This window comes from Kitasatospora sp. NPDC029367 (assembly GCF_055569135.1).
This window is the reverse complement of sequence record NZ_JBVHYH010000012.1, coordinates 82,946-106,440: the sequence shown is the minus strand read 5'-3', so window position 1 is coordinate 106,440 and position 23,495 is coordinate 82,946. Positions and strand designations below refer to the sequence as shown.

Here is a 23,495-nt window from a genome sequence, read left to right as displayed (position 1 = left end):
AGTTCGGCGGCACAGCTGTGACGGATCGTCAGTGCGACGCGCCCGCAGCGCCCTTGGCCACGTCCCGGATCAGGCAGGTCAGGCGCGAGGTGCAGACCCGGCGGCCCTGGTCGTCGGTGATGACGATCTCGTAGGTCGCCGTGGTGCGGCCGCGGTGGACCGGGGTCGCGGTGCCCGTGACCGTCCCCTCGCGCATCCCCCGGTGGTGGGTGCAGCTCAGCTCCACCCCGACCGCGACCCGCTCGGGACCGGCGTGGAGGGTCGCGCCGATCGAGCCCACGTGCTCCGCCAGGACGGCCGAGGCGCCGCCGTGCAGCAGGCCGTACGGCTGGGTGTTGCCCTCGACCGGCATGGTCGCCACGACCCGGTCGGCGGTGGCCTCGACGAGCACGATGCCCATGCGGTTGCCGAGGTGCCCGGAGGCGAACATCGCCTCCAGGTCGACGCCGCCGTCGGCGAAACGGCTGAGGACCTCAGGCGGGATCGCCACGGTACGCGGCATGGTCTGCGTCTGGGTCTGCTCACCCATGGGTGCGGCTCCGATCGGCGATGGGGTCGAGAAAGGATCGCTCGTACGGACTGTAGTTTGCCCCAGCTGTCCATCGCCGCACTGTGATTGACGTCTCCCCGTCAGAAAGTGCGCGACGCCGCGACCCTGACCCACATGAACATGAACATGAACCTGGCATGTGACTCTAAACTTAAATCCTAGTATAAGTTATGCAAGGGCTGACCCAGCCCTCCACGGGCTCGTTCGGACGCCGCGCCGGTGACCGGGGAGCTCCCACCCCGTGGAGCAGGACCTCAGGACCTGACACCCTCACCACAGGAGTACGCATGGCCGACGAAGCCGCCGTCGCACTTGTCCCGACGGGCCGCCGGGAGCGCAACAAGCAGCGGATGAGGGAACGTATCTTCTCGGCCGCCCTGAGCCTCTTCGCCGAGAAGGGGTTCGAGCAGACCACGATCGACGACATCACGGAACGCGCCGACGTCGCCCGGGGCACCTTCTTCAACCACTTCCAGCACAAGGAAGAGCTCATCACCACCTGGAGCAACCGGCGCAGAGAGCTGCTGGAGGAGAAGCTCCAGCAGGAGGCGCTCGCCGAGGTGGACGTGAGCAGAGCCCTCGGGCGGTGCATGACGGCGCTCGTCGACATCAACGACGAGGAGTCGGCCGAACTCAACCAGGTCATGCTGATGTGCTGGGTCCGGGCGGGCCTGCCGATCACCGAACACCCCTACACCGCCGAGATGTTCGCGGACGTGATCCGGACCGGCATCGCGAAGGGCCAGATCCGCACCGGCACCGATCCCCTCCAGGTCGGCCACCTCCTCCGCGACGCCTACCTCGGCGCCCTGTTCCGGCTGCGCCGGAACGACCTCAAGGACCTGGACCTGCGGCTGGAACTCCAGCGCGTCCTGGACATGGTCCTCCCCAGCATCCTCAGCGCCGGCCCGCACTGACCCCTCAACCGGCGGGCTGCGGGTCGGCCTCCGGTCCGCCGCCCAGCGCCCAGCGCCTTGGAGGGGTCTCGAACGCGGGCCTCGGGCGAGGCTCTCGCGCCGGGTCAGGCCGGCGCCGGGCCGTCGTCGGTGAGGCCGAGCTGGTGGCCCCTCTCCTGTACCAGGGGCGGCGGCCAGCTCGCGGGGATGTCATCGGTGCGCGGCGCGTACAGCCGCAGGGTGACGGAGAAGTTCCCCTCGGTGTCGATGGGGAGCCAGTTGGTCGCCCGCAGCTCGGGGTCGGCGATCGGGTCGGCCTGGATGTACAAGGTGGTCGCGCCCGTGTCCGGGTCGGCCACGGGGGCGACGTAGTGGCCGACCGCGTAGATGTCGGCGGGGTTGGCGATGAGGAAGCTGTCGGAGTCGTAGGCGGTCAGCGACCAGAACCCGTTGACGGGCGGCAGCTGGCCGGCGGGGAAGGTGAGGGTGTAGCGGAGCGGCGCCCCGGTGTCGTCGGTCGCCGCGCCGGCGATGCTCGGGTAGAGGGCGTCCTCGGGGAGGTTGGCCCCGAGTCCGATCGCGGTGATGTAGGCGCGCTGGGTGTAGTCGGTGCCGTAGTAACCGATGTCGGTTCTGGTGAAGGTCCAGCCGTTGACCGGCTCAGAGGCCTTGTGCCGACTGATCCTGGACAGGCCGAGGTGCTTCGCCAGCCCCAGCTGGGCGTCGGTGGGGAGCTTGGAGCGGTCGTACGGGTGGACGCCCAACTCCTCGAGCACGGCGGACATCGCCGCGTCCGGCGGGTTGAGCGGTGTGCGGGTCAGCAGGGCGGCGAGCTCCTCGAAGAACTCGGGGCCGGTCATCGTCACATTGACCAGCTCGGAGGGCGGCGTGCTGGGGACGTCGGGGTTGTAGACGCCGTCCGGAGGAACGTAGCTGCCGTTGTTGGGCCACGCGCTCAGCGGCAGCAGCCGCATCAGGTTCTGGTAGCCGGTGACGGTCTGGATCTCCTCCTCGCCGGTGTTGTGGATCTCCGTGCGGCCGAGCAGCCAGATCGTGTCGGTCGGCATCCGCAACCGATGGACACCGCTGGGGAGTTCACCCTGCCAGTCGGGTCCGGTCAGCGCGTAGCAGTAGACCTCGGCGCCGGTGGCCGGGTCGGTGACCGGCGTCGCGAGCGGCTTGATGCTGTTCGGGTCTCCGACGACGTTCGTCCACGCGTCCAGGAGCTCCATGAGCCAGTAGCGGCCCTCGTCCATGACCGGCACCTCGAGCACCATCGGCTCGGCCCTCAGGTCCAGCCACGCCTGGGTGTAGAGCGTGTCGACGTTCGGTCGGACCACGTCCCTCATCTCGGGCGTGGGTGGCGCGGAGTACTGGAGGAGCTGGTTCGGCGGCGCCTGCGTCGAACCCACCTTGACGGTGTTCGTCTGCAGCCGACGGGTCAGCTCCATCGTCACCAGCGAGTAGCCGAAGACGTACACGTCCGTTGCCGATCCTGCCGAGTGCTGCGCGGAGTCGTGCGGTAAGGCCATGCCATCGTCCCTTCCAGGTGCTTGGAGGCGCCGACGCTACAGTCCGCGTCCGGGCGGCTACAGGAGCAGAACAAGCCATTTGTGGAGGTCGTCCCCAACCGGAATCTTCGAACTCCGCTGGTGATCAAGTAGGTTGACTGAGCGTCAGTTCGGCGCCGGGCAAGTCCGGTCAGGCGAACTCCGGTGTCATGGCGGCAGCGATCTTCAGGTGTGGAGCGGCCTGGTCGTCAAGGTGCAGGCGCTGGAGGGTGCGCCCGAGCATGAGCCGGAGGTAGGAGTCGTCCGGCACTTCGGCCACCAGCTGTTCCAGGGTCTGCCGGGCGCGGCCGAGCTGGGCGGAGGTGAAGTAGGCGCGGGCGGCGAGGCGCCGTACGTTGAGGTCGTCGCCGTGGTCGTCGAGCAGCGGCCGGAGCAGGGTGAGCGCTCCGAGCGGGTCGCGTAGGTCCAGGAGCGACTCGGCGTACCGAAGGCGTCCGACCTCTTCGGGGAGATCGCGTTCCGGTCCTGCGGTGGCGAGGAACTCGGCGATGACGTCGGGTGGTTGGGCGCCGGCCAGGGCCCGGTCTCCGACGACGATCGTCGGGGAGGTCCTGATGCCCCGCGCCTTGCCGATCAGACGGAGCTCGCGGACGGTGCGGTCGGCCGCGTCGGTGTCGAGCAGAGCAGCGGCTTCGGCGAATCCGGCGGTGGCCGCGATGGTCCGGAGCGTGTCACGCGCGCTGATGTCGTGGCCCTCGACGAAGTGTGCCCGCATCAGATGCTCGGCCACGGTGTCCTGCAGCGTGCTGCCGCCGTGCTCGTGGGCGAGGGCCAGGAGACGGTGGGCGTCGTGGCTGCTGGACCGCCAGGCCGGGCCCCAGTTCGGTCCGAGTCCTTCGGCGGCTGCGATTCGGGAGATCGGTACCCGGTCGGCTGCGGTCGCCCGGCTCTGCGTGGTCGATGGGTCCACCGCGCACCGGGCTGCGGCGGCGTCGATCATCGGGTCGCGCCGGTCCGGTTCCACCGGGACGGCCTGGGCCGGGGCCGTCGGGTCGATCCGGTAGGGGCGCCAGACGACATCGGTGTCGCGGGCGGACCACGCCGAGTCGGCGAGGGCTGCCTCCAGTCGGCGTTTGCCGATGTAGGCCCAGGGGCAGACCACGTCCGCCCAGATCTCGATGCGCATCCTCGCCCTCGTGTCCTGTCTGAGGTTCCTGCTTGCCGTGCGGTTGTGCAGGCCGGTGCGGGTGATGGGCGCCGCGGCCGGCGGAGTGGGTTGACGACCGGGAGCCGGTGCGACCCGGCCCCCGCGTGCGAGGCGGTCAGCCGATGAAGTCGGCGAGGTTCCGCTTGAGTTCGTCCTTCGGCAGGGCGCCGACGATCGTCTTGACGGCCTTGCCGCCGGCGAAGACCTTCAAGGTCGGGATGGACATGATCCCGTACTGGGTGGCCAGGGCGGGGTTCTTGTCGATGTCGACCTTCACGACCGTCAGGCGGTCGCCGTGCTCGGCGGCGATCTGGTCCAGGGTGGGAGCGATCATCCGGCACGGGGGGCACCAGGTGGCCCAGAAGTCGACCAGGACGGGCTTGTCGCTCTGGAACACGAGCTCCTCGAAGTTGCTGTCGGTCGCGGTGATGGTGGTGCCGGCCATGGGAGTTGTCCTTGATCTGTTGGTGACTCGGGGCGAGTCGGGGTGAGTCGGGTGGCTCGGGGTGAGCGGTGAGGGGTGGTGGTGGGGCCGGGCCCGGTCAGACGGCGGCGGCGACGGGGACGGCGGTGGCGGCCAGGGCCTCCACGTCGTCCAGCGCGGCCAGGTAGCGCTCGGCGTCCAGTGCGGCGGAGGCGCCGGTGCCGGCGGCGGTGATGGCCTGGCGGTAGGTGTGGTCGACGACGTCGCCGGCGCCGAACACGCCCTCGATGTTGGTCCGGGTCGAGGGGGCGTCGACCTTGAGGTAGCCCTCGGCGTCGAGGTCGAGCTGGCCCTTGAACAGCTCGGTGCGCGGGTCGTGGCCGATCGCGATGAACAGGCCGGTGACGGCCAGCTCGCGGGTCTCGCCGGTGGTGCCCCCGTCCTTCGACACCGTGCGCAGCGTGACGCCGGTCAGCTTGGGGTCGCCGTGGATGGCGTCGACGGCGCTGTCCCACTCGAAGCGGATCTTCGGGTCGGCGAAGGCGCGCTCCTGCATCGCCTTGGAGGCGCGCAGGCTGTCCCGGCGGTGGATGATCGTGACGCTCCTGGCGAAGCGGGAGAGGAAGGTCGCCTCCTCCAGGGCGGTGTCGCCGCCGCCGACCACCGCGATGTCCTGGTCGCGGAAGAAGAAGCCGTCGCAGGTCGCGCACCAGGAGACGCCACGGCCGGAGAGCTTGTCCTCGTTGGGCAGGCCGAGCTTGCGGTGCTGGGAGCCGGTGGTGACGATCACGGCGCGGGCCTTGTGCACGTTGCCCTCGGAGTCGGTGACGGTCTTGACCTCACCGGTGAGGTCCACCGCGACGATGTCGTCCGGGATCAGCTCGGCGCCGAAGCGCTCCGCCTGGGCCCGCATGTTGTCCATCAGCTCGGGGCCCATGATGCCGTCCCGGAAGCCGGGGAAGTTCTCGACCTCGGTGGTGTTCATGAGCGCACCACCGGCGGTGACGGCTCCCTCGAAGACCAGCGGTTCGAGGGAGGCACGGGCCGTGTAGAGCGCGGCCGTGTACCCGGCCGGGCCGGAACCGATGATGATCACGTTACGGATGGGGGTGCTCAAGGCGGTTGCCTCCTGATAGCTCGCGGCGACCTGGTAGCTCGCGGCGACGGTTCTCCACGCCGGACCCGGCCGCGCCGTTGCGGGGCCGTGCGGCGGGCGTCCGGCCGATCCCTGGGGCGGGAGCGACCGGAACACCTGCAACGTATCACGGCATGGTGATATCAGGCAAGAGTGGTATCACGATCGAGTGATGTGTGATAATCGAGGCATGCTGACATCAGGTACCGACACGGCGACGCCGACGCAGGGCGACCTCATTCGGGTACTGGGTGAACCACTGCGCCTGCGCATCGTGACGCTGCTCGCGCAGTCGGCCCTGTGCACCAACCACCTGATCCAGGAGACGGGTGCGCGGCAGACCGCGCTGTCCAACCATCTGCGGGTGCTGCGCGAGGCCGGCATCGTGGAGCCGGAGCCGCACGGCCGCTTCACGTACTACCGCCTGCGCCCCGAGGTGCCGCAGGCCCTGGCGGAGTTCTTCGGCGAGCTCGCCCGCACGGCGGCGGAATCACTGGCCGAGGACCGCAAACGGCCGTGCGAGTGATCGGCGCCGAGCTTGCCGCCCCGCTCGCAAGGGCGGCTGCTCGGCCCCTCTGACACCCCGACCCTGCCGGAAGCCGGCAAGCCCATCTCCCCTGCCTGATCGTTGTCGACTCCGGGGGCTACGACCCAGTCGCCGCGTCAGTCGTCGTGGCGGGCCCGAAGGCCGTCCAGGGTCTCCTGGAAGCTGCGGATCAGCGCGGTGAGGCCGGTCTCGAAGGCCTGCTCGCGGAAGTCGGGCGGCGCGTTGCACAGGGGCCCGAGCCCGGGCGGGAGCGCCTCGTCCGTCCAGGCCGCCTCGTGCGGGCTGTTGAGGTGGAGTGCGGAGCCGATCAGCAGGTACTCGATGGACTGGACCACCGGGAGCACCTGCTCCTCGGGCCAGCCCGCCTCCCGCAGCATGGCGAACGCGCAGGCGTAGGCCTGCAGGGCCGCGGCGGACCGGGTCGGCCGGGCGGAGAGCAGCGGCACCATGTTCGGGTGGCGGGCGAGGGCGGCGCGGTAGGAGCGGGCCCAGGCGTCGAGGGCGGCGGTCCACGGCTGGACGGTCGGGTCGAGGTCCATCTCGGCGACGATGAGGTCGCTGACTCCGGCGATGATCTCGTCGCGGCTGGAGACGTAGTTGTAGAGCGAGGGCCCCTTCACGCCCAGCCGGGCCGCGATGCGGGTGGTCGACAGCGCGGCGGCGCCCTCCTCGTCGACCAGCGCAAGGGCTGCCCGCATGATTCCGTCCCGGGTCAGCAGTGGCCGTGACGGCCTGCCCATCTGTTGGTCCTCTCGTCCGCTGGCGGTTACCCCCGGGTAGTGGCGTTGCCGCGGACTAGTGTACGTTCTCGCCCAGGCAAAACTACTGGTTCTAGTTTTAGGGATTGCCCGTGGCTGGGCCTGGCGTCTTCCCCTGTGGCGCCAGGCCACGGTCGCGAAGGCCGACGCGCCTTCGCGGCACCGGCCGACGGCGGACTTCGGCCACCTCCCACGTGCCCCCTCGATGCACCGGTAGCCACCCGGACTTCCTCCTGCGGTGGACCTTGCCGACCTCACCGTCTGGCATGCCCTTGACACCTTGTTGATCGCATACCGACGGCTTCCCTGCCCGCCTTACGCCGAAGGTGACCCTCCGCATGTCCATGCGCACCCTCGCGCTGCCGGCGCTCGTCGTCTCCGTGGTGCTCTCGCTCAGCGCCTGCGACCCGACGAGCCCGACAGCCCAGCCCGCCGACCACGGCGCCGCCGCCCAGGCCGTACCGGCTCCGCCCGACGGGACCACGCCGGTGCCCCCGGCCCCCGGCAACCGCGCGGTGGCCCTGGTGGTCCCGGCCGCCGACCGCACACCGTCCAGCACGCCGCCGCCGCCAGCTGTCGCTTCGTCGGTCACCCAGGCGGTGGCCCCGATCGTCCCGGGCACTCCGGCCGCCACCCCGGCCCCGTCCGGGACACCGACCGTCGCGGCCGGGGCTGCGGACCTCCAACTGACCAAGTACGACCGGCAGACCGGCAAGGCCGAGCTTGCCGTGGTCGCCGACGACGGCAAGGGAGTCCCGAGCCCGTCCGCCACCGCCGCGGCCACCACCGCCGTGCAGACCGGCCGGCTGATCGACAGCCCGCCGTCGGCCGCCGCGCCGCAGGGCGCGCTGCTGGCGATCACGGCCGTCAAGCCGGCCGGCACGGGGAAGGTGCAGGTCGACACCCGCCCGGCCACCATCTCCGAACTGCTCGGCCAGACCTGGGCGAAGATCAAGACCGCGCTGGATCCGCACAAGATCCAGGTCACCCCCCAGGTCAAGGACCTCAAGGTCTCCTACGTGCCGAAGCCCGACGGGGGCAGCGGCTCGGCCTCGGCCGTGTTGAAGCTCGACGCGAACGACACCGTCCCGCTGCCCGGCGGCTCCAAGGCGGCACTGACGCGTTCGCTCGAACTCGACCCGAGCGTCGTCTTCTCCTACCAGGGCAGCCACGGCATCCTCGCTCCCGAGCAGGCCGAGGTCGGCTTTGATCTGGGCGCGCACGCCGACTGGCACCTCACCGCGGCCCTCACCGGCTCCACCGGCCCGGTCAGGATCCCGGTCGCCACCCTCACCGCCACCCCCACCGTGATGGTCGGCGCGCTGCCGGTCGTGATCACCCTCAACCTCACGGTCTACGCCGAGGTCAGCGCCGACGGCACCGTCAGCGTCGACGTCGGGCAGACCATCGACGGCACCTGGGCCGTCCACGCCGACTACACCAAGGCCGCCGGCTGGCACAGCGTCACCAACCCGGTCAGCACCACCGTGACCCCGGTCAAGGCCACCTTCACCGGCTCCGCCACCGTACGCAGCGCCCTGGTCGCCGAAGGGTCGGTCGCCCTCTACGACGCGCTGGGCGTCAAGGCGACCGTCAGCCCGTACCTGCGGGCCCAGGTGCAGGGCACCGTCACGGTCACGGTCGACGGCAGCGGCGCCAAGCCGACCGTCGACGGCAGCGCCGGCCTCTACGACGGGCTCGACGTGGACGGGGCGGTGCTCGGGAGGATCGCCATCCTCGGCACCCCGCTGATCGAGAAGGACGTGCCGTTCCCGATCTACCACCAGCAATGGCCCATCGTGGCCTGGTCGCACCACGGCAGCACGACCCCGAGCGCCACACCGGCCACCTGACCGACCGACCCTCAACTCGAAAGCTGATTCACCGATATGAGCATCAAGGCAAAGCTCGTCGCCACCGCAGCCCTGACGACCGCGATCACCGCCGGTCTCGCCACCCCCGCCGTCGCCGCCCCGGCCGCCCCGGCCGCCCCCGTGGTCGCGGCGGCCCCGGCGGCCGGCGGTGCGGTGACCGAGCAGCAGTGGCTGGCCGACGTCACCGCCGCGGTCGCGCCCGCCCGCGCCTACCTCGAGCAGCGCACGGCCGAGCCCTCGGACGAGAAGCCCGCGATCGTCTTCGACATCGACAACACCACCCTCGCGACGCACTTCCACCCGTTCACGATGCCGGGCATGGCGCCGGTCGTGGAGCTGGCGCAGTACGCCCACTCGCGCGGGGTCGCGATCATCTTCGTCACCGCGCGCGTGGACTTCATCGAACCCGTCACCCGCTACAGCCTGGAGAAGGCCGGCTACACCGTGGACGAGCTGCACGGGCGCGACCTGGGCGACCTCTTCAAGCCGGTCCAGCAGTACAAGACGGACGAGCGGACCAAGGTCGAGAACGAGGGCTACACGATCATCGCCAGCGTCGGCAACAACTGGACCGACCTGAACGGCGGCCACGCCGAGAAGACCTTCAAGCTCCCCGACTACAACGGCCTGCTCTCCTGACCCACCCCCGCCGGGACGCACCCACACCGCCCGGGCCCGGCAGACCGCCGGGACCGGGCCGGATGTCACAGCTTCCTCAGGAGCCGGACGAGGGCCTCGGCCGTCGCCTCGATGTCGGCGGTGGTGTGCGCCGTGCTGAGGAAGACCTTGCCGGACGGCATGCGGAAGTAGACGAATCCCTGGGTGCCCCAGGTCGCCAGCGCGGCGGTGTAGAAGATCGTGCGGTTGGCGTCGTCGAACGGCAGGGGGAAGAAGTCGTAGGTGATCGCGATGGCGGTCGCGGCGGCCGTGACCAGTGCGGTCCGGATCGCCGGCCCCCGGGCGCCCGCGTTCCACAGCCGCTTGACGGAGTAGCCGAGCAAGACGGCCGTGAGGAGGTTGACGACGACGTAGTACACGGAGACCGCGAACGCGACGTGGTCGGTGTGCAGGTCCGCGCCGTGGAACTGCCGCAGGAACAGCCCGGCCGCCGTCGCGACGGCGAACACGCCGATGTCGACAACGAGGCTCGGCCGGTAGCGGTGGGTGACCTTCATCAGGCCCATGATCAGGACGAGCGTGATGCCGACCGACCGGGAGAACGCGTCGAAGAAGTAGGCCAGGTCGTACAGGACGCTGCCGCTGTCGGCGCCCAGCAGCGACCAGAGCAGCACCGCACCCAGCACCAGCGCCGGACGCAGGAACCGGTCGAGCGCCAGGCCGGCCGGGATCGCCAGCAGGACGTAGACCAGCGGGAAGACCTGGGACAGCCAGCCGATCTCGGCCGCCGAGACACCGAAGTGCCGCGCGGCGTCCTGGGTCACCGGCGCGTAGTTCACGAAGAGCGCCTGGGTCGCGACCGCCAGGAGTCCGTAGGCGAGGAAGACCACCCACCGACTCCTCGCAGCCGGTGCCACTACCGGCGCAGCCACCATCGGCGCAGCCATCGCCCCGGCCACGCCCGCGGTCTCCTGCCCGGCGCGTGCGAGACGACCACCGGGCCGGCCACGCCTCCGGGCGCTGCGTCGGATCATGACGGTGGCGACTGCACCCACACCCAGGGCGGCAACTCCGCGCGCTCTTCGCTGCGCGGTCGACAACTCCGGCATCCCATAGCCCTTCTCGGTCGATCGTGGTGCTCCACTGTCACGATCAGGGCCACCCCTGGATACGCCACGGCGCACCGGCCTTCGCCCCGCCCGGTGCACTCGGCACCACCACTGTCGCCTCCCCTCGAAGCAGAGGACGCGAAGGACGTCGGCGGTGGGCGGTCCGGCTGACCCGCCGTCAGCCCCGGACGGCTCCCGTGGCGAGGCCGGCGGCGATCCGGCGCTGGACGAGGAGGAAGGCGACGACCACGGGCAGGGCGGTCAGGGTGGCACCGGCCATGAGGCCTCCGTAGTCGGTGCCGAAGCTGGTCTGGAAGGAGACCAGCCAGATGGGCAGGGTGCGCTTGTCGTTGCTGGAGAGCAGGACGTACGCGAGGACGTACTCGTTCCAGGCCTGCACCAGGCCGAAGATCGAGGTGGCGACCAGGCCGGGGGCGAGCAGCGGCAGGGTGACGCGCCGGAACGCGCCGAGGTGGCCGCAGCCGTCCACCATCGCGGCCTCCTCCAGTTCCCGGGGGATCGCGACGATGAAGCCGTGAAGCATCCACACCGTGAAGGGGAGCGCGAAGGCGAGGTAGGTGAGGATGACGCCGGTCAGGGTGTCGGTGAGGGAGAGGTCGTTGAGCAGCAGGTAGACGGGGATGACGAGGGCGATCAGCGGGATGGTCTGGACGCACAGCAGGACGAGGATCAGCGCCCGGCGCCCGGCGAAGGCGAAGCGGGCGACGGCGAACGCCGCCAAGGTGCCGATGACCAGGGAGATCGCCACCGTTCCGGCGCCGATGAGCACGCTGGAGCGAACGTTCGCCCAGAAGGTGTCCGAGCCGATCGCCCGGCGGAAGTTGTCCAGGGTGAACGGGCCGGGCCAGAACTGCGGTGGCAGGTGCAGGATCTGGCTCGCGGGCCGGAACGCCGTCAGGACCATCCAGTACACGGGGAAGGCCATGACGGCGGCGGCGATCAGCCCGGCGGCGTCGGCGAGGCGTCGGTTGCGGCGCCGCCGGCTGTCGGTGGTCATTCGACCTCTCCCGTCCGGAGGGGGACCGGCTGGCCCGGGCCCTGGACGCGATCGCACCGCACCTGGAACAGCTCGCGGGCACGGTCGGCGCGCGGGCGATCGCCGAGTTCGGTATCGACGTGAGTCGACTGCACTGTGACATGACCAGCATGACCGTCCACGGCGCCTACCTGGAGGAGGACCAGGACGATCAGTTCCCGGTCATCAAGTACGGACATCCCAAGGATCGCCGCACCGACCTGAAGCAGGTCCAGGCCGGTCTCGCAGTGGCCGGCGACGGCGGGATCCCCGTCCACGCGCGGGTCTTCGACGGCGGGGCCGCCGAGGTATCCCAGGTCGTCGGAGCGATGAAGGACCTGCGCAAGCTCGCCGGACAGCAGGAGGTCTTGATGGTCGCGGACGCCAAGCTGGTGTCCTACCCGAACATCTCCGCCCTGCTGGAGGCGAAGGTGCCGTTCGTCGCTCCGCTCCCGGCCGCCCAGGTCAAGGACGGTGTCTACGCGGCGCTCGACCTGGAACTGGCCGCGGTCGTGGACTGGGTTCCGGCGCGGGACGCGGGCAAGGATGCGGCCGAGCGGGAGGTCTACCGGGTGCTGGAGGACGTCCGCACCCTCGCCGGCCCACGCAAGCGCGATCCGGTGTTCACCCTGCGGCGGATCCTGGTCCACTCCACCGCGAACGCGGCCGGCCAGCGCACCGCCCGCGTCAAGCGCCTCACCAAGGCCGCCGAGGACATGGACAAGCTCGCCCGCGCCGCGGGCGGCAAGCACTACAAGACGGCCGAGAAGATCGCGGCCCGCGCCGGGGTCATTGCCGCCAAGCGCCGCGTGAGTGCCTGCCTGCGCTGGCACGTGCACCAGGACGAGGCCGGAGTCCCGTCGCTGGAGTGGCGCTTCGACCAGGACGTGCTCGACGCCGAGGCGAAGGCCGACGGCTGGTACGCCCTGATCACCCCGCTTACCAACGAGCAGGCCGACCCCGCCCAGGTCCTGATTCAGTACAAGGGACAGGCGCGGTCGAGCGCCGCTACGCGGACTTCAAGGGTCCGCTCGCGGTCACCCCGGTGTTCGTCCAGCACAACCGCCGCGCCGCTGCCCTGGTCCAGGTGATCTGCCTGGCGCTGCTGGTCTTCTGCCTGATCGAGCGCCAGGTCAGACAGGCTCTCGGGCCGGACCCAGGCCATGGCCGGGCTCTACCCGGACAACCGCCGGGTCCGGCCCACCGGCCGGATGGTCCTCTGCCACCTCGGCGAGCTCAACCTGAGGATCGGGAACGTGACCGACCCGCCGACCGTGCAGATCACCCGCGGCGTCCAACTCCACCTCCTCCAACTCCTCGGCGTCGAAGTCACACAAACCCGCTGGCCACAGACCTGAACCGGTGACCCGCGCGAAGTACGGGTCTAGACGGCGAGCTGCGCGGTGTCTACGAGGACCGCCGCGCCACCGTTGCCGACTATCTGCGCGAATGGCTCGCCGCGAAGAAGTTGGAACTTGCACCGAACACCTACGCCGGCTACGAGACGTGCGTCGAGCGGGACCTGATCCCCGCCTTCGGCCGCTACCTACTGCTGGACCTGCGTCCCAAGCACATCGACGCGTAGATCACCGCCCAGCAGAAGGCCGGTCGGGGCCGAGTCACCGTATACCGGGCCGTCTCGACCCTGCGCAATGCCTTGAACGCTGCTGTCCGCTCGTGGCGGCTGCGCTACAACCCCGCCACGTACTCCGTCCCGCCCAGGCCCCGCTCCGAAGAGCGCACCTGCTGGACACTACCGTGCCGCGAACGCGCCGACCTTGAAGTCGGTGCCGCAGACGCTGAAGACGCCGCCCGGCGAGCCGTTCGCCTTCATCACGTTCACCGTGGTGCCCACGTCCTTGGGCAGCGCGACCTTGACGTGGGACGCCTGCACCGGGCAGGTGAAACGGGCCGACGTGGTGCCCTCGCTGTTCACGTCGTTGTACAGCACGTCCGCCACCACCGCGGCACCCGCCGGGACGTCGACCGCGCCCGAGCCGTCCTTGGAGTTGTCCCCCGAGACCGGGCTCGCCTTGCCCTGGTCGTCGGCGGCGACCACGGTCGTCGGGCCGACGATGGTGCAGGGGGCACCCGAGCTGTTGGTGATCTTGAGGGTCGCGGCGGCGGGCTGCGCGTCACTGGCGTGGCCCGAGGACTGGAGGAACGTCACCGAGGTGTTCTTGGTCGTGCAGGCCGCGGTGACGCCGCCCCCGCCAGCGCGGGAGGACGAGCTGCCACCACCGCTCGTGCTCGTCCTGCCCCCGGACGGCGCCGAGGCCGAGCCCCCGGACGGCGCCGGGGCCGAGCCCGCGGCCGGGGCCGAGGTTGCACCCGACGGGGCGGCTGATGATGCGCTGGTGCCGACGGCGCTGTCCTGCGTGCCGCTGCCGTCGTTGCAGGCGGTCAGGGACAGGGCGAGCGTCGCGACGGCGCCGACGGCGAGCAGGGCGGGACGGGTGGTGGTGCGCATGGCTGGTTCCCCCGGTTCTCGTTCGTGGGTCGCGATCCTGCACGAGGTCGTTTCCCCTTACACGAACCAGGGTGTTGCGGCGCGCTGGCAGATCACTAACGAGCGCGGCGGCGGCGCTAACGCCCGGCTAACGCTCCCGGATCCTGGCGTGTGCCGCCGCGTGCCGACGCCGCAGTTCGGGCAGTTCGTCCTGGTCGGCGATGCGCAGCAGGGCATCGAGCGCGGTGACGGCGCCCGCGTCGTAGCCGGTCTGCTCGGCCTCAAGCGCGGCCTGCGCAAGGCAGCGCCGCCCGGCCACGGTGTCGCCGAGCCCGGCCAGCGCCTCGCCCTGCCAGGTACGCAGGAGCACGCGCCGGGCGACCGCCTCGTGCTCGGGGCCGAGGCCGAGCGCCACCTCGGCCGCCTCGTACGCCTGCCGGTGGCGGCCCGCGCCGAGGTGGATGCGGGCCAGGTGCTGGAGCGCGAGCATCCGGGTGTGCGCGTCGTCGGCCTCGGTGGCGAGGGCGAGGGCTCGGGTGCAGGCAGTTTCGGCGGCGCCGGGTTCGTCGTCGGGGAGGGCCGCGGCGAGGTTGACCAGGGCGGTGGCCTCGCCGAGTACGTCGCCTGCGCGGGCCGCGAGTTCGGGCGCGACGCGCAGGTGCCGGACGGCCTCGGCGGTGCGGCCCTCCTCGGCGAGCACCCAGCCGAGCAGGGTCAGGACGCGGGCCTCTGCATAGGGGTCGGCGCAGGCGCGGGCGTCGGCGAGGGCGGCCTCCAGGGTGGGCGCCCAGTCGGCGAGGACCCGCCAGACCACGAGCGGCCACTGGGTCACGGCGATCCGCCAGGCCCGCTCGGGCCGGTCCTCGGCGCGGGCCGCAGCGGCGATCAGAGCAAGGTCGTCGCGTTCGGCGGCGAACCAGCCGAGCGCCTCCTCGCGGCTGGTGAAGTCCCGTACTGCGGGCGGCTGTTGAAAGTCATGAGGCTGCATGAAGGCGGGCTCCCCGCCCGGTTCCGCGGCCTCGGACGCGGACAGCGCGGTCGCCACGCAGTGGTCGTACAGGCGCAGCCGGGCCGCGGTGCGGGCGGCCGGGTCATGGCTCTGGCCACGCGCGTAGAGCCGGACCAGATCGTGCAGGACGTAGCAGCCGGGGGCGGTCTCGGTGAGCAGGTGCGCGGCGACCAGGCAGTCGAGGGCGCGGGCCGCATCCGGCGGGGTCGTGCCGGCGAGCGCGGCGGCGCTGAACCGGTCGACGTGTGTGCCCGGGTGATGGCCGAGCGCGGTGAACAGCTGTGCTGCGTCGACGGGGAGGTGGGCGGTGGTGAGCCGCAGCGCGGAGGCGACGCCGATGTCCTCGACGGCGAGCAGCGCGAGCCGCTGGCGCTCGTCGGCGAGCCGGTCGGCGAGGGAGGCGAGGCCGAGGGCGGGGAGTTCCACGAGCCGAGCGGCGGCGACCCGCAGCGCGAGCGGCAGCCCACCGCACAACTCGGCCGTACGGCGAGCCGCTTGGGGCTCGGCGGCGGTGCGGCGCTCGCCGAGGAGACGGGTGAGCAGGGCCACGCTGTCGTCGGTGGCGAGGACGTCGAGGGCGAGGACGCGGGCGGCGTCGGAGGCGACGAGACCGGCGAGGCGGGCACGGCTGGTGACGACGGTGACGCAGCCGGGTCCCGTGGGCAGCAGCGGGCGCACCTGGGCGGAGGTACGGGCGTTGTCGAGGACGACGAGCAGACGCAGTTCGGCGGTGAGCGAGCGGAACAGGGCACCGGCGGCGTCCGCCGACTCGGGTATCCGGCGCGGTGGAACGTCGAGAGCGACGAGGAACTCCCGCAGCAGCTCGGCCGGTTCGGGGTCCGAGGTGTCACTGAACCCGCGCAGATCGGCGTAGAGCGTCCCATCAGGGAAGTCGGAGTGCCGGCCGGCCGCCCAGCACACGGCCAGTGCGGTCTTGCCGACCCCGGCGGGCCCGGTGACCACGACGACCGGCCCGTCAGGTCCGGCCGCGGCCGCGGTCAGCGCGGCGCTCTCGGCGGTGCGGCCGTGGAATCCGCGCGGGGTACGAGGCAGCAGGTTGGGCCGGAACTGAACTGGTTCCAGGGCCGGTTGGGGCGCATCGGCCCGGGCCACGGGGGCGCTGTCGGGGCCGAGGGCGAGGGTGAAGGCGGCGGTCAGCTCGGCGCCCGGAGCGACGCCGAGCTCGTCGGAGAGGACCTGGCGGGCGCGTTGGTAGGCGTCCAGGGCCTCCGAGGAACGCCCCGCATGGTGCAGCGCCTCGACCAGCCGGGCGGCCAGCGGCTCGCGCAGCGGATGGGCCCCGGTCTCCGGCCGCAACAGCTGGACAGCGCGCTCGTGTTCACCGCCCACGACGTACGTGTCGGCGAGCAGCTCGACCGCTGCGAGCCGCGCCTCGTCCAAGGTGTGCGCGGCGGAGCGAAGCAGCGGTGACGGGTAGGCGCCGGCCAGCGCGGGGCCCTGCCACAGGTCGAGCGCCTCGGTGAGCAGCGCGGCCCTGTCACCGGGGTCGGTGGCACGACGGGCGAGCGCCACAAGACCCTCGAAGCGGTGGGCGTCGAGCAGCGTCTCCGGCAGTTCCAGGTGGTACGCGGAGCCGCGCGTGCTCAGCTCGACGCCGTACGCCGATGCGTCGACGCCCGCCAACAGTGCCCGCAAGCGTGAGACATGGCCTTGAATCACGGTGCGGGCGTGCAGGGGGGGTTCGTCGTCCCACAGCGCCTCGGTGAGTGTGTCGACGGAGACCGCGACATTGGCCCGCAGCAACAGCATCGCGAGCAGGCTGCGCCGCTTGGCGGGCCCGAGCGGCAACGGCCCATCGCTCCCACTGACCGACACGGGGCCGAGGACCTGGAACTCCATGGACGGAACCCTATCTTCCGAGGGCTACTGGGGATCGGGACGTCGAACCGTACGGATACCGCGCTGCTCCGTCACCGACCGGGTCGGGCCGGTCGGCGGCGGAGGCGATGGGACGAGGGAGCAGGGCTCGGCGGTGAGGGCGGTGGCTTTGACGGACCGGGCCAGGTGGCGCCGTCCATCTCGCCGGCGCGGCGATATACGGCCGCTGACATCGGGTCAGGGAGTGCTGGTGAGCGCGGCCCAGAGGGTGTCGGCGGTGAGGGTGCGGGCCAGACCAGCGGCCCAGGTGGTCTCGTCGCCGTCCTCGTCGCGCCAGGACCACAGGCGGGTGGTGGCGAGGTGGAGCGGGTGGAGCTTGGTGATGCCGATGGCACCGTGCAACTGGTGGGCGATCCGGGCGATCTCGGCAGCCGAGGCGGATGCCTGGGTCTTCGCGCCGGCGATGGCGAACCGGGCAGCCGCGGGGCCGGCGTCCAGCGGGACGGCGGCGGCCTGGACGGCGGCGCGGACCAGCGCGGCTTCCTCGATCAGCTTCGCTTCCTCCTGCTTGACGGCCTGGAAGCGGCTGAGCGGGCGGCCGAACTGGGTGCGCGCGGTGGTGTGCGCGACCGTCAGCTCGACGCAGCGCTGGCCGGCTCCGGCGATCAGGGCCGCCCGGGCCAGTGCCGCCCGCAACTCGGCCTCCTCGAGGATCTCGCGGGGAATCCGACGGACCTGCGCGGCGGGGATCTCGACGCTGGCGAGGTGCAGGTCGTCGCGCGCTTCCTCGGCCAAGTTGGCGCCTGGGGCGAGGACTGCCTGGTCCGGGGTGAGGGTGAACAGGACCGGGCCGAAGGGGGCGTTGGCGAGCACCACCACGGCGGTCGCGGTGCGGGCCCAGGGGACGCGGCGCAGGGTCCCGGCGACCAGCAGGGTGTCGTCCTCGCCCGCGCTGCCGGCCGAGCCGACGGCCGAGGCGGCCGGGTGCGCGTGGCGGATCGTCAGCTGGGGGGCGATGGCGTAGGTGAGCGGGCCCTCGGGCACCGACAGGCCGGCACGGCGCAGCAGTGGGCGGGCGACCAGGGCGGTCTCGGCGAACGGGGCGGGGACGGTGCGGCGGCCGGCTTCATGGACGGCGGCGAGGAGTTCGGCGGTGCTGGCGTCCGGGGTGGGGAGGGGCACGGTCTGGGAGTCGGCGGTGTTGGTGACGGTGGCGATGGCGTCCGGGTCGGCGAAGAAGGCGGTGGTGTCGTAGTCGTCGGCGGGGACGGCGGGGGCGCTGGTGTCGATGGTGTGGGTGTTCATCAGTGCTGCTCCAGTCCACGAGTGATGATGCCGCGAAGGATTTCGTTGGTGCCGCCACGCAGGGTGTAGCCGGGGCTGTGCAGCAGGGCGAAGGCGAGCAGTTCGGCGTGGCTGCCGGGGGTGGCGTGAGGGTCGGCCGGGGTGGGCAGGATGCTGCGGACAGAATCGACCAGCGCGCCCTCCAGGCGGGTGCCGAGGTCCTTGACCAGGGCGGCCTGGGTATCGAGCGAGGCGCCGGCGTCCAGTGCAGCGGCAACGCCGAGGGAGAGCTGGCGGATGCTGTGCAGGCGGGCGGTCAGGATGCCGACCTGGGTGAGCTGTTCGGCGGTCATGGCGCGCCGGTCGAGCTCGCGCAGCAGGGAGACCAGCAGGGGGAAGGTGGACAGGTAGCGCTCCGGCCCGCTGCGTTCGAATGCGAGTTCGCCGGTGACCTGCTTCCAGCCGTCGCCCTGCTGTCCGAGGAGCATGGCCTCCGGGACGTGGACGCCCTCCAGGTGGAAGGCGTTGAAGCGGTGCTCTCCGCTCATCAGGTGGATCGGCTCGATCCGCACGCCCGGGGCGCGCAGGTCCACGATGAACTGGCTCAGGCCGGCGTGCTTGTCCTCGGCTTCCTCGGTGCGGGCCAGCACGATGGCGTAGTCGTTGGCGTGGGCGCCGCCGGTCCACATCTTGGTGCCGGTCAGCCGCCACCCGCCTGCGGTGCGTTCGGCGCGGGTGCGGACGGAGGCGAGGTCGGAGCCGCTGTTCTTCTCGCTCATCCCGATGGAGAAGAAGCACTTACCGGCGGCGATCCGGGGCAGGAAGAAGCGGCGCTGCTCCTCGGTGCCGTGCTGCAGGATGGACGGGCCGGCCTGCCGGTCCGATACCCAGTGCGCGCTGACCGGGGCGCCGGCGGCCAGGAGTTCCTCGATCACCACGTAGCGCTCCAGGAAACCGCGCCCGGCACCGCCGTACTCGGTGGGCAGCGCCATGCCGACCCAGCCGCGTTCGGCGAGGCGGCGGGTGAACGCGGGGTCCCAGCCGGCCAGCCAGGAGTCGGGGCGGCCGAGCACGGTACCCCGGGCACGCTCCTCGTCGAGGAAGTCGCGTACATCGAGGCGCAGCTGCCGGGCCGATTCGGGCAGGACGGCCTCGGGAAATCCGAGCGGGGAAATTGTCGCTGTGGGCATGGTTCGCTCCGGAATGGTCGATGGGGATTCGGTCTCGGGAAATCCAGTGGATCGGGTCAGTTGGCGGAGTGCAGCAGCGCGGGGTCGAAGCCGGCCTGGCCGAGGACCTCGTCGGTGTGCTGGCCGATGGCCGGGCAGGGCCGCAGCGGCGGTTCGGGGTCGGCCGAGTAGCGGACCGGGCGACCGATGACCCGGTAGCGGCCCTCGGTGGGGTGGTCGGCCTCGTAGAGCAGGCCCCCCTCTCGGGCGTAGGCGGTGGTGGCGGCGGACTCCAGGTCGAGCACCGGGGCGGCGGCGATGCCGGCCTGATCGCAGAACTCCTGCCATTGGGCGCTGGTGTGGTTCGGCGTCAGTTCCGCCATCAGCCGGTAGAGGTCGTCGGCGTGGTGGGCCCGGTCGGGGCCGGTCGCGAAGCGAGAGTCGTCGGCCAGTTCGGGACGGGCGACGAAGGCGGTGAAGTCCCGCCAGTTGCGGTCGCTCTGCGGCAGGATGCACATCCAGCCGTCGGCAGTGCGCTGGGCACGGCGCTCGGGGCTGAGCGAGCGGGTCGAGCCGAACGCGCCGTCGGGCTCCAGGCTGGCCGCGCCCAGGTGCTCGACCAGGTTGAAGGCGAGCATGGTGTCGACCATCGGGACCTCGATGTGCTGACCGGTGCCGCCGTGGTCCCGATAGTGCAGCGCGGCCAGCACCGACTGGGCGATCTGCATGCCGCAGATCTTGTCGGCCAGCACGGTCGGCACGTAATGCGGCTGGCCGGAGACCTGGTGGTTGAGCCAGACCAGACCGCTGGTCGCCTGGATGATGTCGTCGTAGGCGGCGTGGGTGCCGTGGCTGCTGTCGCTGCGGAAGCCCTGTGCGTTGGCGTAGATCAGGCCGGGATTGACGGCCGCGACCTCGGCGTAGTCCAGGCGCAGCCGGGTCAGGGCCTGCGGGCGCAGGTTGGTGATGAAGACGTCGGCGGTCCGCAGCAGGGCGAGCAGGGCGTCGCGGCCGTGCAGGGCCTTGAGGTCGATGGCGACGCTGCGCTTGTTGCGGTTCAGGTTGAGCGCCGCGCCGCCCATACCGGGGTGGCGCAGCGGCGGGTAGTGGCGGGTCATGTCACCGGTCGGCGGCTCAACCTTGATCACGTCCGCGCCCAGGTCGCCGAGCTGCTGGGCGGCGTACGGGGCCATGATCACGCTGGCCAGTTCGACGACGCGGACTCCGGCGAGGAGTCCTCGCCCGGACGGACCGCTGGGCTCCTGGGTCATCTGCTGGTACCTCCTGAAATGTCGGGTGAAGGGCGGGCGGCCGGGCCGCGTCGCCTCGTTCCGCAATCCAGGAAACCCGCGGGGAATCGGCACCGTCCAATACGAGTTGGGCGCCGGATCGATAGGGCGGAGGATATTCACGCGGCGCCGGCTCGGGTCATATGGGCACGGATATCGGTGATTCGGGGAATCCGTATTGGACGGTGCGGCGCCGGACCGGCTGTTCTGGTGGAGGCCGCCCGACCGGGTCGGCCGCCGCGGCACGCGCGGCTCGTCATCTCCGGAAGGAGAGTCGGACATGGCAATCGATCAGGCGCAGCGGACCAGTGCGGCGTACCGGGCCCTGGAGGACCTGTACCGCGAGTTGGGGATCACGGCGGCGGACACGGGCGGCACCGTGAGGATCCAGGGGGCTGACCCGGTGACACCATCGGTGCACCGGATCGGCGACGCCGCGGCGGCTGCCCTGGCCGCCCTGGGCACCGAGGCCGCCGCGCTCCACCGGGAGCGCGGCGGCGCGGCGCAGGACGTGACCGTCTCGGTGACGGCGGCGGTGCGCCAGCTGATGGCGGTGTTCTTCACCCGGATGCGGGGCGTGCCGGTCCATCGCTTGCAGGAGGACCCCAACCTGCTCGGCAACAGCGACTTCTACCGGGCAGCCGACGGCCGGTTCGTCTACCTGCTCCTCTCCTACCCGCACCTGCGTGACACCGCCTGCCGGGTACTGGACTGCCCGCCGGACCGCGAGCGGATCACCGCCGCCATCGCCCAGTGGGACGCGCTGGAACTGGAGGAGGCCATCTGCACCCTGGGCGGCACCGCGATCGCAGTGCGCACCCGGGAGGAATGGCAGCGGCATCCACAGGGGCGGCTGCTGCAGGACGGCCCACTGATCCGGATCGAGAAGATCGGGGAGAGCGCGCCGGAGCCGTTCTCGGCGTTCCCGCCGAAGCTGTCCGGCGCGGCGGACCGGGACCTGCCGCTGGCCGGGGTGCGGGTGTTGGACAACACCCATGTGATCGCCGGCCCGATCGGCGCGCGGATCGCCGCCGAACTGGGCGCCGACGTGCTGCACATGTCCTCGCCCGACCATCCGGACCCGACCGGGATGATCGTCGAGACCGGCATCGGCAAGCGGGCCGCCTTCTGCGACCTGCTCGACCCGGCTCAGGCCGCCGCCTTCCGGTCCGTGCTGGCCGGCACCGACCTCTACGTCTGCAACTACCTGGGTCTGGACGCCAAGGGCTTCGGCCCGGCGGCACTGGCCGAGCAGCGGCCCGGACTGGTTGTGCTGGACTTCCTCGGCTGGGGAACCGAAGGGCCGTGGGCGGCACGCGGCGGCTTCGACCAACTGGCCTCCGCTGCCACGGGTTTGGCAGCCGAGGAGGGCTCGGTCGACGCTCCCCGGCTGCCCCCGACCTACCTTCTGAACGACTACCTAGCCGCAGTGCTCGGGGCCGCGGGCGCGCTGGAAGCGCTGCGCCGCCGGGCCCGGGAGGGCGGCAGCTACCGGGTGCACGTCGACCTGGCGAAGGTCTGCATGTGGGTGCAGGACCTCGGGCTGCTCCAGCGCGCGGGCGTGGTCGAGCTGCCCGCCCCCGACCCGGCGCACGACCAGGCCGAACTGGTCACCGTGCGGGGACCGTTCGGAGAAGTGTGCTACCTGCCGACCCAGGTGCGCTACTCCACGCTGGCACCGCGCCTGTCCCGCACCGCCGAGCCGCTGGGCGCATCGGAGCTCATCTGGTGACCACAGTCCGGCGCGTCGGCCTCCTCCTGCGGGCGCACCGTTGCGGGGCCCTCGATCTCGGGGCGGTGGCGCTCCATCAGCTCCAGCAGAGTGGCGACGGCCGGATCGGCGTTCGGACGGCTCAGCGCCGCGACCGTGGTCACCAACCGGTCGCCGCCCTCGATCGCGACGAAGCGGATCATCGGGTGACCGAGCGCCGCGACCCGCTCCGGGACGAAGCAGACGCACACCCCGGCCGCGGTGTAGCCGAGCATGCTGGTCAGGTCCTCGGCCTGGGCACGGGTGCGCAACTCGAAACCGGCCTTGCGACAGGCATCCTCGATCAGCGCCCGGATCCGGGGCATGGCCGGCTGCGCGGCGGTCACGAACTCCTCGTCCCGCAGCCGGGCGAGCGGCACCGACCCGGCCCCGGCGAGTGGATGGTCGCACGGGACGGCCAGCACGGTGCTCTCCTCGGCCGCCTCCCGCACCTCCAGACCCGCCAGGTCGGAGACCGGCAGCCGGACCAGCGCCAGGTCCGCCACCCCTTGCCGGACCTGCTCGCACAGCTCGGCGGACGACCGCTGACGGACATCCAACCGCACGCCCGGCAACTCCCGGGCGGCCATCGCGAGCAACCGGGGCAGGTGCCAGTACCCCAGGCTGCTCACGTAGCCGAGCCGAACCGTGCCCTCGACGCCCTTGGATATCCGACGGACCCGAGCCACCGCGGCCTCCTGCGCCTCCAGCATCCGCTTGGCGTCGGCCGCGAAGGCCGCCCCGGCCACCGTCAGCCGCACTCCCCTGCTGGTGCGCTCGAGCAACAGCACTCCAAGGCCGCGTTCCAGGCGCTGGATCGCCTGACTGAGTGGTGGCTGACTCATCGACAAGCGCCGGGCGGCATGCCCGAAATGCTGCTCCTCGGCGAGTACCACGAACTGCTCCAGCAGGCGAGGGGTGAGCTCCATGACCGTCAACCCTAGGGCGCGGTTCACACACCGAACAAGGACAGGGGACACGCGGGCGATCTTCTTCTCGTTGACCCGAACGCCGGCCTCCCGCAGTTCGGAGGTCACGCGC

General features: G+C 71.6%; 22 protein-coding genes. 8 read left to right on the top strand and 14 right to left on the bottom strand.

Annotated features, from left to right (window positions below; all coding sequences use genetic code 11):
* Nucleotides 1–28 precede the first annotated feature (28 nt).
* Nucleotides 29–529 carry a PaaI family thioesterase gene (locus ACZ4W5_RS09735; RefSeq protein ID WP_465653759.1) on the bottom strand — a complete coding sequence of 167 codons (501 nt, stop codon included), beginning with the start codon at nt 527–529 and terminating at the stop codon, nt 29–31.
* Nucleotides 530–837: 308 nt separating this feature from the next.
* On the opposite strand from ACZ4W5_RS09735, the gene ACZ4W5_RS09730 reads away from it, so the two are divergent.
* On the top strand, nt 838–1,467 hold the full coding sequence (locus ACZ4W5_RS09730; protein WP_360237796.1) for a TetR/AcrR family transcriptional regulator: 630 nt from the start codon (nt 838–840) through the stop codon (nt 1,465–1,467).
* Between the two features lie 104 nt (nt 1,468–1,571).
* Here ACZ4W5_RS09730 and ACZ4W5_RS09725 read toward each other — a convergent pair whose 3' ends face one another.
* The 4 genes from ACZ4W5_RS09725 to trxB all read right to left on the bottom strand — a co-directional run bounded on the left by ACZ4W5_RS09725 (nt 1,572) and on the right by trxB (nt 5,705).
* Complete coding sequence (locus tag ACZ4W5_RS09725; RefSeq protein ID WP_465653758.1) at nt 1,572–2,978, bottom strand: DUF1254 domain-containing protein; 1,407 nt, start codon at nt 2,976–2,978, stop codon at nt 1,572–1,574.
* A 169-nt stretch (nt 2,979–3,147) separates the two neighbouring features.
* Nucleotides 3,148–4,143: a DsbA family protein gene (locus tag ACZ4W5_RS09720; RefSeq protein ID WP_465653757.1), complete on the bottom strand. Its 996-nt coding sequence runs from the start codon at nt 4,141–4,143 to the stop codon at nt 3,148–3,150.
* A gap of 136 nt (nt 4,144–4,279) precedes the next feature.
* Nucleotides 4,280–4,609: a thioredoxin gene (gene trxA / locus ACZ4W5_RS09715; protein ID WP_360237804.1), complete on the bottom strand. Its 330-nt coding sequence runs from the start codon at nt 4,607–4,609 to the stop codon at nt 4,280–4,282.
* Between the two features lie 97 nt (nt 4,610–4,706).
* A complete protein-coding gene (gene trxB / locus ACZ4W5_RS09710) occupies nt 4,707–5,705 on the bottom strand; it encodes a thioredoxin-disulfide reductase (RefSeq protein ID WP_465653756.1) in 999 nt (332 codons plus the stop codon).
* Nucleotides 5,706–5,913: 208 nt separating this feature from the next.
* On the opposite strand from trxB, the gene ACZ4W5_RS09705 reads away from it, so the two are divergent.
* Nucleotides 5,914–6,249 (top strand): ArsR/SmtB family transcription factor, encoded by a 336-nt coding sequence (locus tag ACZ4W5_RS09705; RefSeq protein ID WP_360238328.1) that lies wholly within the window; start codon nt 5,914–5,916, stop codon nt 6,247–6,249.
* 137 nt (nt 6,250–6,386) lie between these two features.
* Here ACZ4W5_RS09705 and ACZ4W5_RS09700 read toward each other — a convergent pair whose 3' ends face one another.
* A complete protein-coding gene (locus ACZ4W5_RS09700) occupies nt 6,387–6,968 on the bottom strand; it encodes a TetR/AcrR family transcriptional regulator C-terminal domain-containing protein (RefSeq protein WP_465653755.1) in 582 nt (193 codons plus the stop codon).
* 398 nt (nt 6,969–7,366) lie between these two features.
* Between ACZ4W5_RS09700 and ACZ4W5_RS09695 the strand changes: the two genes are divergently transcribed.
* Both ACZ4W5_RS09695 and ACZ4W5_RS09690 read left to right on the top strand, forming a co-directional pair.
* On the top strand, nt 7,367–8,881 hold the full coding sequence (locus ACZ4W5_RS09695) for a hypothetical protein (protein ID WP_465653754.1): 1,515 nt from the start codon (nt 7,367–7,369) through the stop codon (nt 8,879–8,881).
* Between the two features lie 36 nt (nt 8,882–8,917).
* Nucleotides 8,918–9,541 carry an HAD family acid phosphatase gene (locus ACZ4W5_RS09690; RefSeq protein ID WP_465653753.1) on the top strand — a complete coding sequence of 208 codons (624 nt, stop codon included), beginning with the start codon at nt 8,918–8,920 and terminating at the stop codon, nt 9,539–9,541.
* A gap of 65 nt (nt 9,542–9,606) precedes the next feature.
* On the opposite strand, the gene ACZ4W5_RS09685 is transcribed toward ACZ4W5_RS09690, so the two are convergent.
* Together ACZ4W5_RS09685 and ACZ4W5_RS09680 are read right to left on the bottom strand one after the other, a co-directional pair.
* Complete coding sequence (locus ACZ4W5_RS09685) at nt 9,607–10,410, bottom strand: hypothetical protein (RefSeq protein ID WP_465653752.1); 804 nt, start codon at nt 10,408–10,410, stop codon at nt 9,607–9,609.
* A 397-nt stretch (nt 10,411–10,807) separates the two neighbouring features.
* Nucleotides 10,808–11,647, bottom strand: a complete 840-nt coding sequence (locus ACZ4W5_RS09680; protein WP_465653751.1) for a carbohydrate ABC transporter permease — start codon at nt 11,645–11,647, stop codon at nt 10,808–10,810.
* A gap of 29 nt (nt 11,648–11,676) precedes the next feature.
* Between ACZ4W5_RS09680 and ACZ4W5_RS09675 the strand changes: the two genes are divergently transcribed.
* The 3 genes from ACZ4W5_RS09675 to ACZ4W5_RS09665 all read left to right on the top strand — a co-directional run bounded on the left by ACZ4W5_RS09675 (nt 11,677) and on the right by ACZ4W5_RS09665 (nt 13,250).
* Nucleotides 11,677–12,756 carry an IS1634 family transposase gene (locus tag ACZ4W5_RS09675; protein WP_465653786.1) on the top strand — a complete coding sequence of 360 codons (1,080 nt, stop codon included), beginning with the start codon at nt 11,677–11,679 and terminating at the stop codon, nt 12,754–12,756.
* Between the two features lie 72 nt (nt 12,757–12,828).
* Nucleotides 12,829–13,023, top strand: a complete 195-nt coding sequence (locus ACZ4W5_RS09670) for a hypothetical protein (protein ID WP_465653750.1) — start codon at nt 12,829–12,831, stop codon at nt 13,021–13,023.
* Nucleotides 13,024–13,061: 38 nt separating this feature from the next.
* Complete coding sequence (locus tag ACZ4W5_RS09665) at nt 13,062–13,250, top strand: tyrosine-type recombinase/integrase (protein ID WP_465653785.1); 189 nt, start codon at nt 13,062–13,064, stop codon at nt 13,248–13,250.
* A gap of 168 nt (nt 13,251–13,418) precedes the next feature.
* Here ACZ4W5_RS09665 and ACZ4W5_RS09660 read toward each other — a convergent pair whose 3' ends face one another.
* From ACZ4W5_RS09660 to ACZ4W5_RS09640, 5 genes are all read right to left on the bottom strand, one after another.
* Nucleotides 13,419–14,135: a DUF4232 domain-containing protein gene (locus ACZ4W5_RS09660; RefSeq protein ID WP_465653749.1), complete on the bottom strand. Its 717-nt coding sequence runs from the start codon at nt 14,133–14,135 to the stop codon at nt 13,419–13,421.
* 127 nt (nt 14,136–14,262) lie between these two features.
* Entirely contained in the window at nt 14,263–16,983 is a 2,721-nt protein-coding gene (locus ACZ4W5_RS09655) for an AfsR/SARP family transcriptional regulator (protein ID WP_465653748.1), read from the bottom strand.
* A 216-nt stretch (nt 16,984–17,199) separates the two neighbouring features.
* The gene (locus ACZ4W5_RS09650; protein WP_465653747.1) at nt 17,200–18,267 is read right to left on the bottom strand and encodes an acyl-CoA dehydrogenase family protein; all 1,068 of its coding nucleotides are present in this window, start codon (nt 18,265–18,267) and stop codon (nt 17,200–17,202) included.
* Nucleotides 18,267–19,436 (bottom strand): acyl-CoA dehydrogenase family protein, encoded by a 1,170-nt coding sequence (locus ACZ4W5_RS09645; RefSeq protein WP_360238299.1) that lies wholly within the window; start codon nt 19,434–19,436, stop codon nt 18,267–18,269. The genes ACZ4W5_RS09650 and ACZ4W5_RS09645 overlap by 1 nt, the downstream gene beginning before the upstream one ends.
* 56 nt (nt 19,437–19,492) lie before the next feature.
* Nucleotides 19,493–20,686 (bottom strand): CaiB/BaiF CoA transferase family protein, encoded by a 1,194-nt coding sequence (locus ACZ4W5_RS09640; protein ID WP_465653746.1) that lies wholly within the window; start codon nt 20,684–20,686, stop codon nt 19,493–19,495.
* 298 nt (nt 20,687–20,984) lie between these two features.
* Here ACZ4W5_RS09640 and ACZ4W5_RS09635 point away from each other — a divergent pair, with 298 nt between their 5' ends.
* Complete coding sequence (locus ACZ4W5_RS09635) at nt 20,985–22,436, top strand: CoA transferase (RefSeq protein WP_465653745.1); 1,452 nt, start codon at nt 20,985–20,987, stop codon at nt 22,434–22,436.
* Here ACZ4W5_RS09635 and ACZ4W5_RS09630 read toward each other — a convergent pair.
* A complete protein-coding gene (locus ACZ4W5_RS09630) occupies nt 22,367–23,383 on the bottom strand; it encodes a LysR family transcriptional regulator (protein WP_465653744.1) in 1,017 nt (338 codons plus the stop codon). The genes ACZ4W5_RS09635 and ACZ4W5_RS09630 overlap by 70 nt on opposite strands.
* Nucleotides 23,384–23,495: the final 112 nt, after the last annotated feature.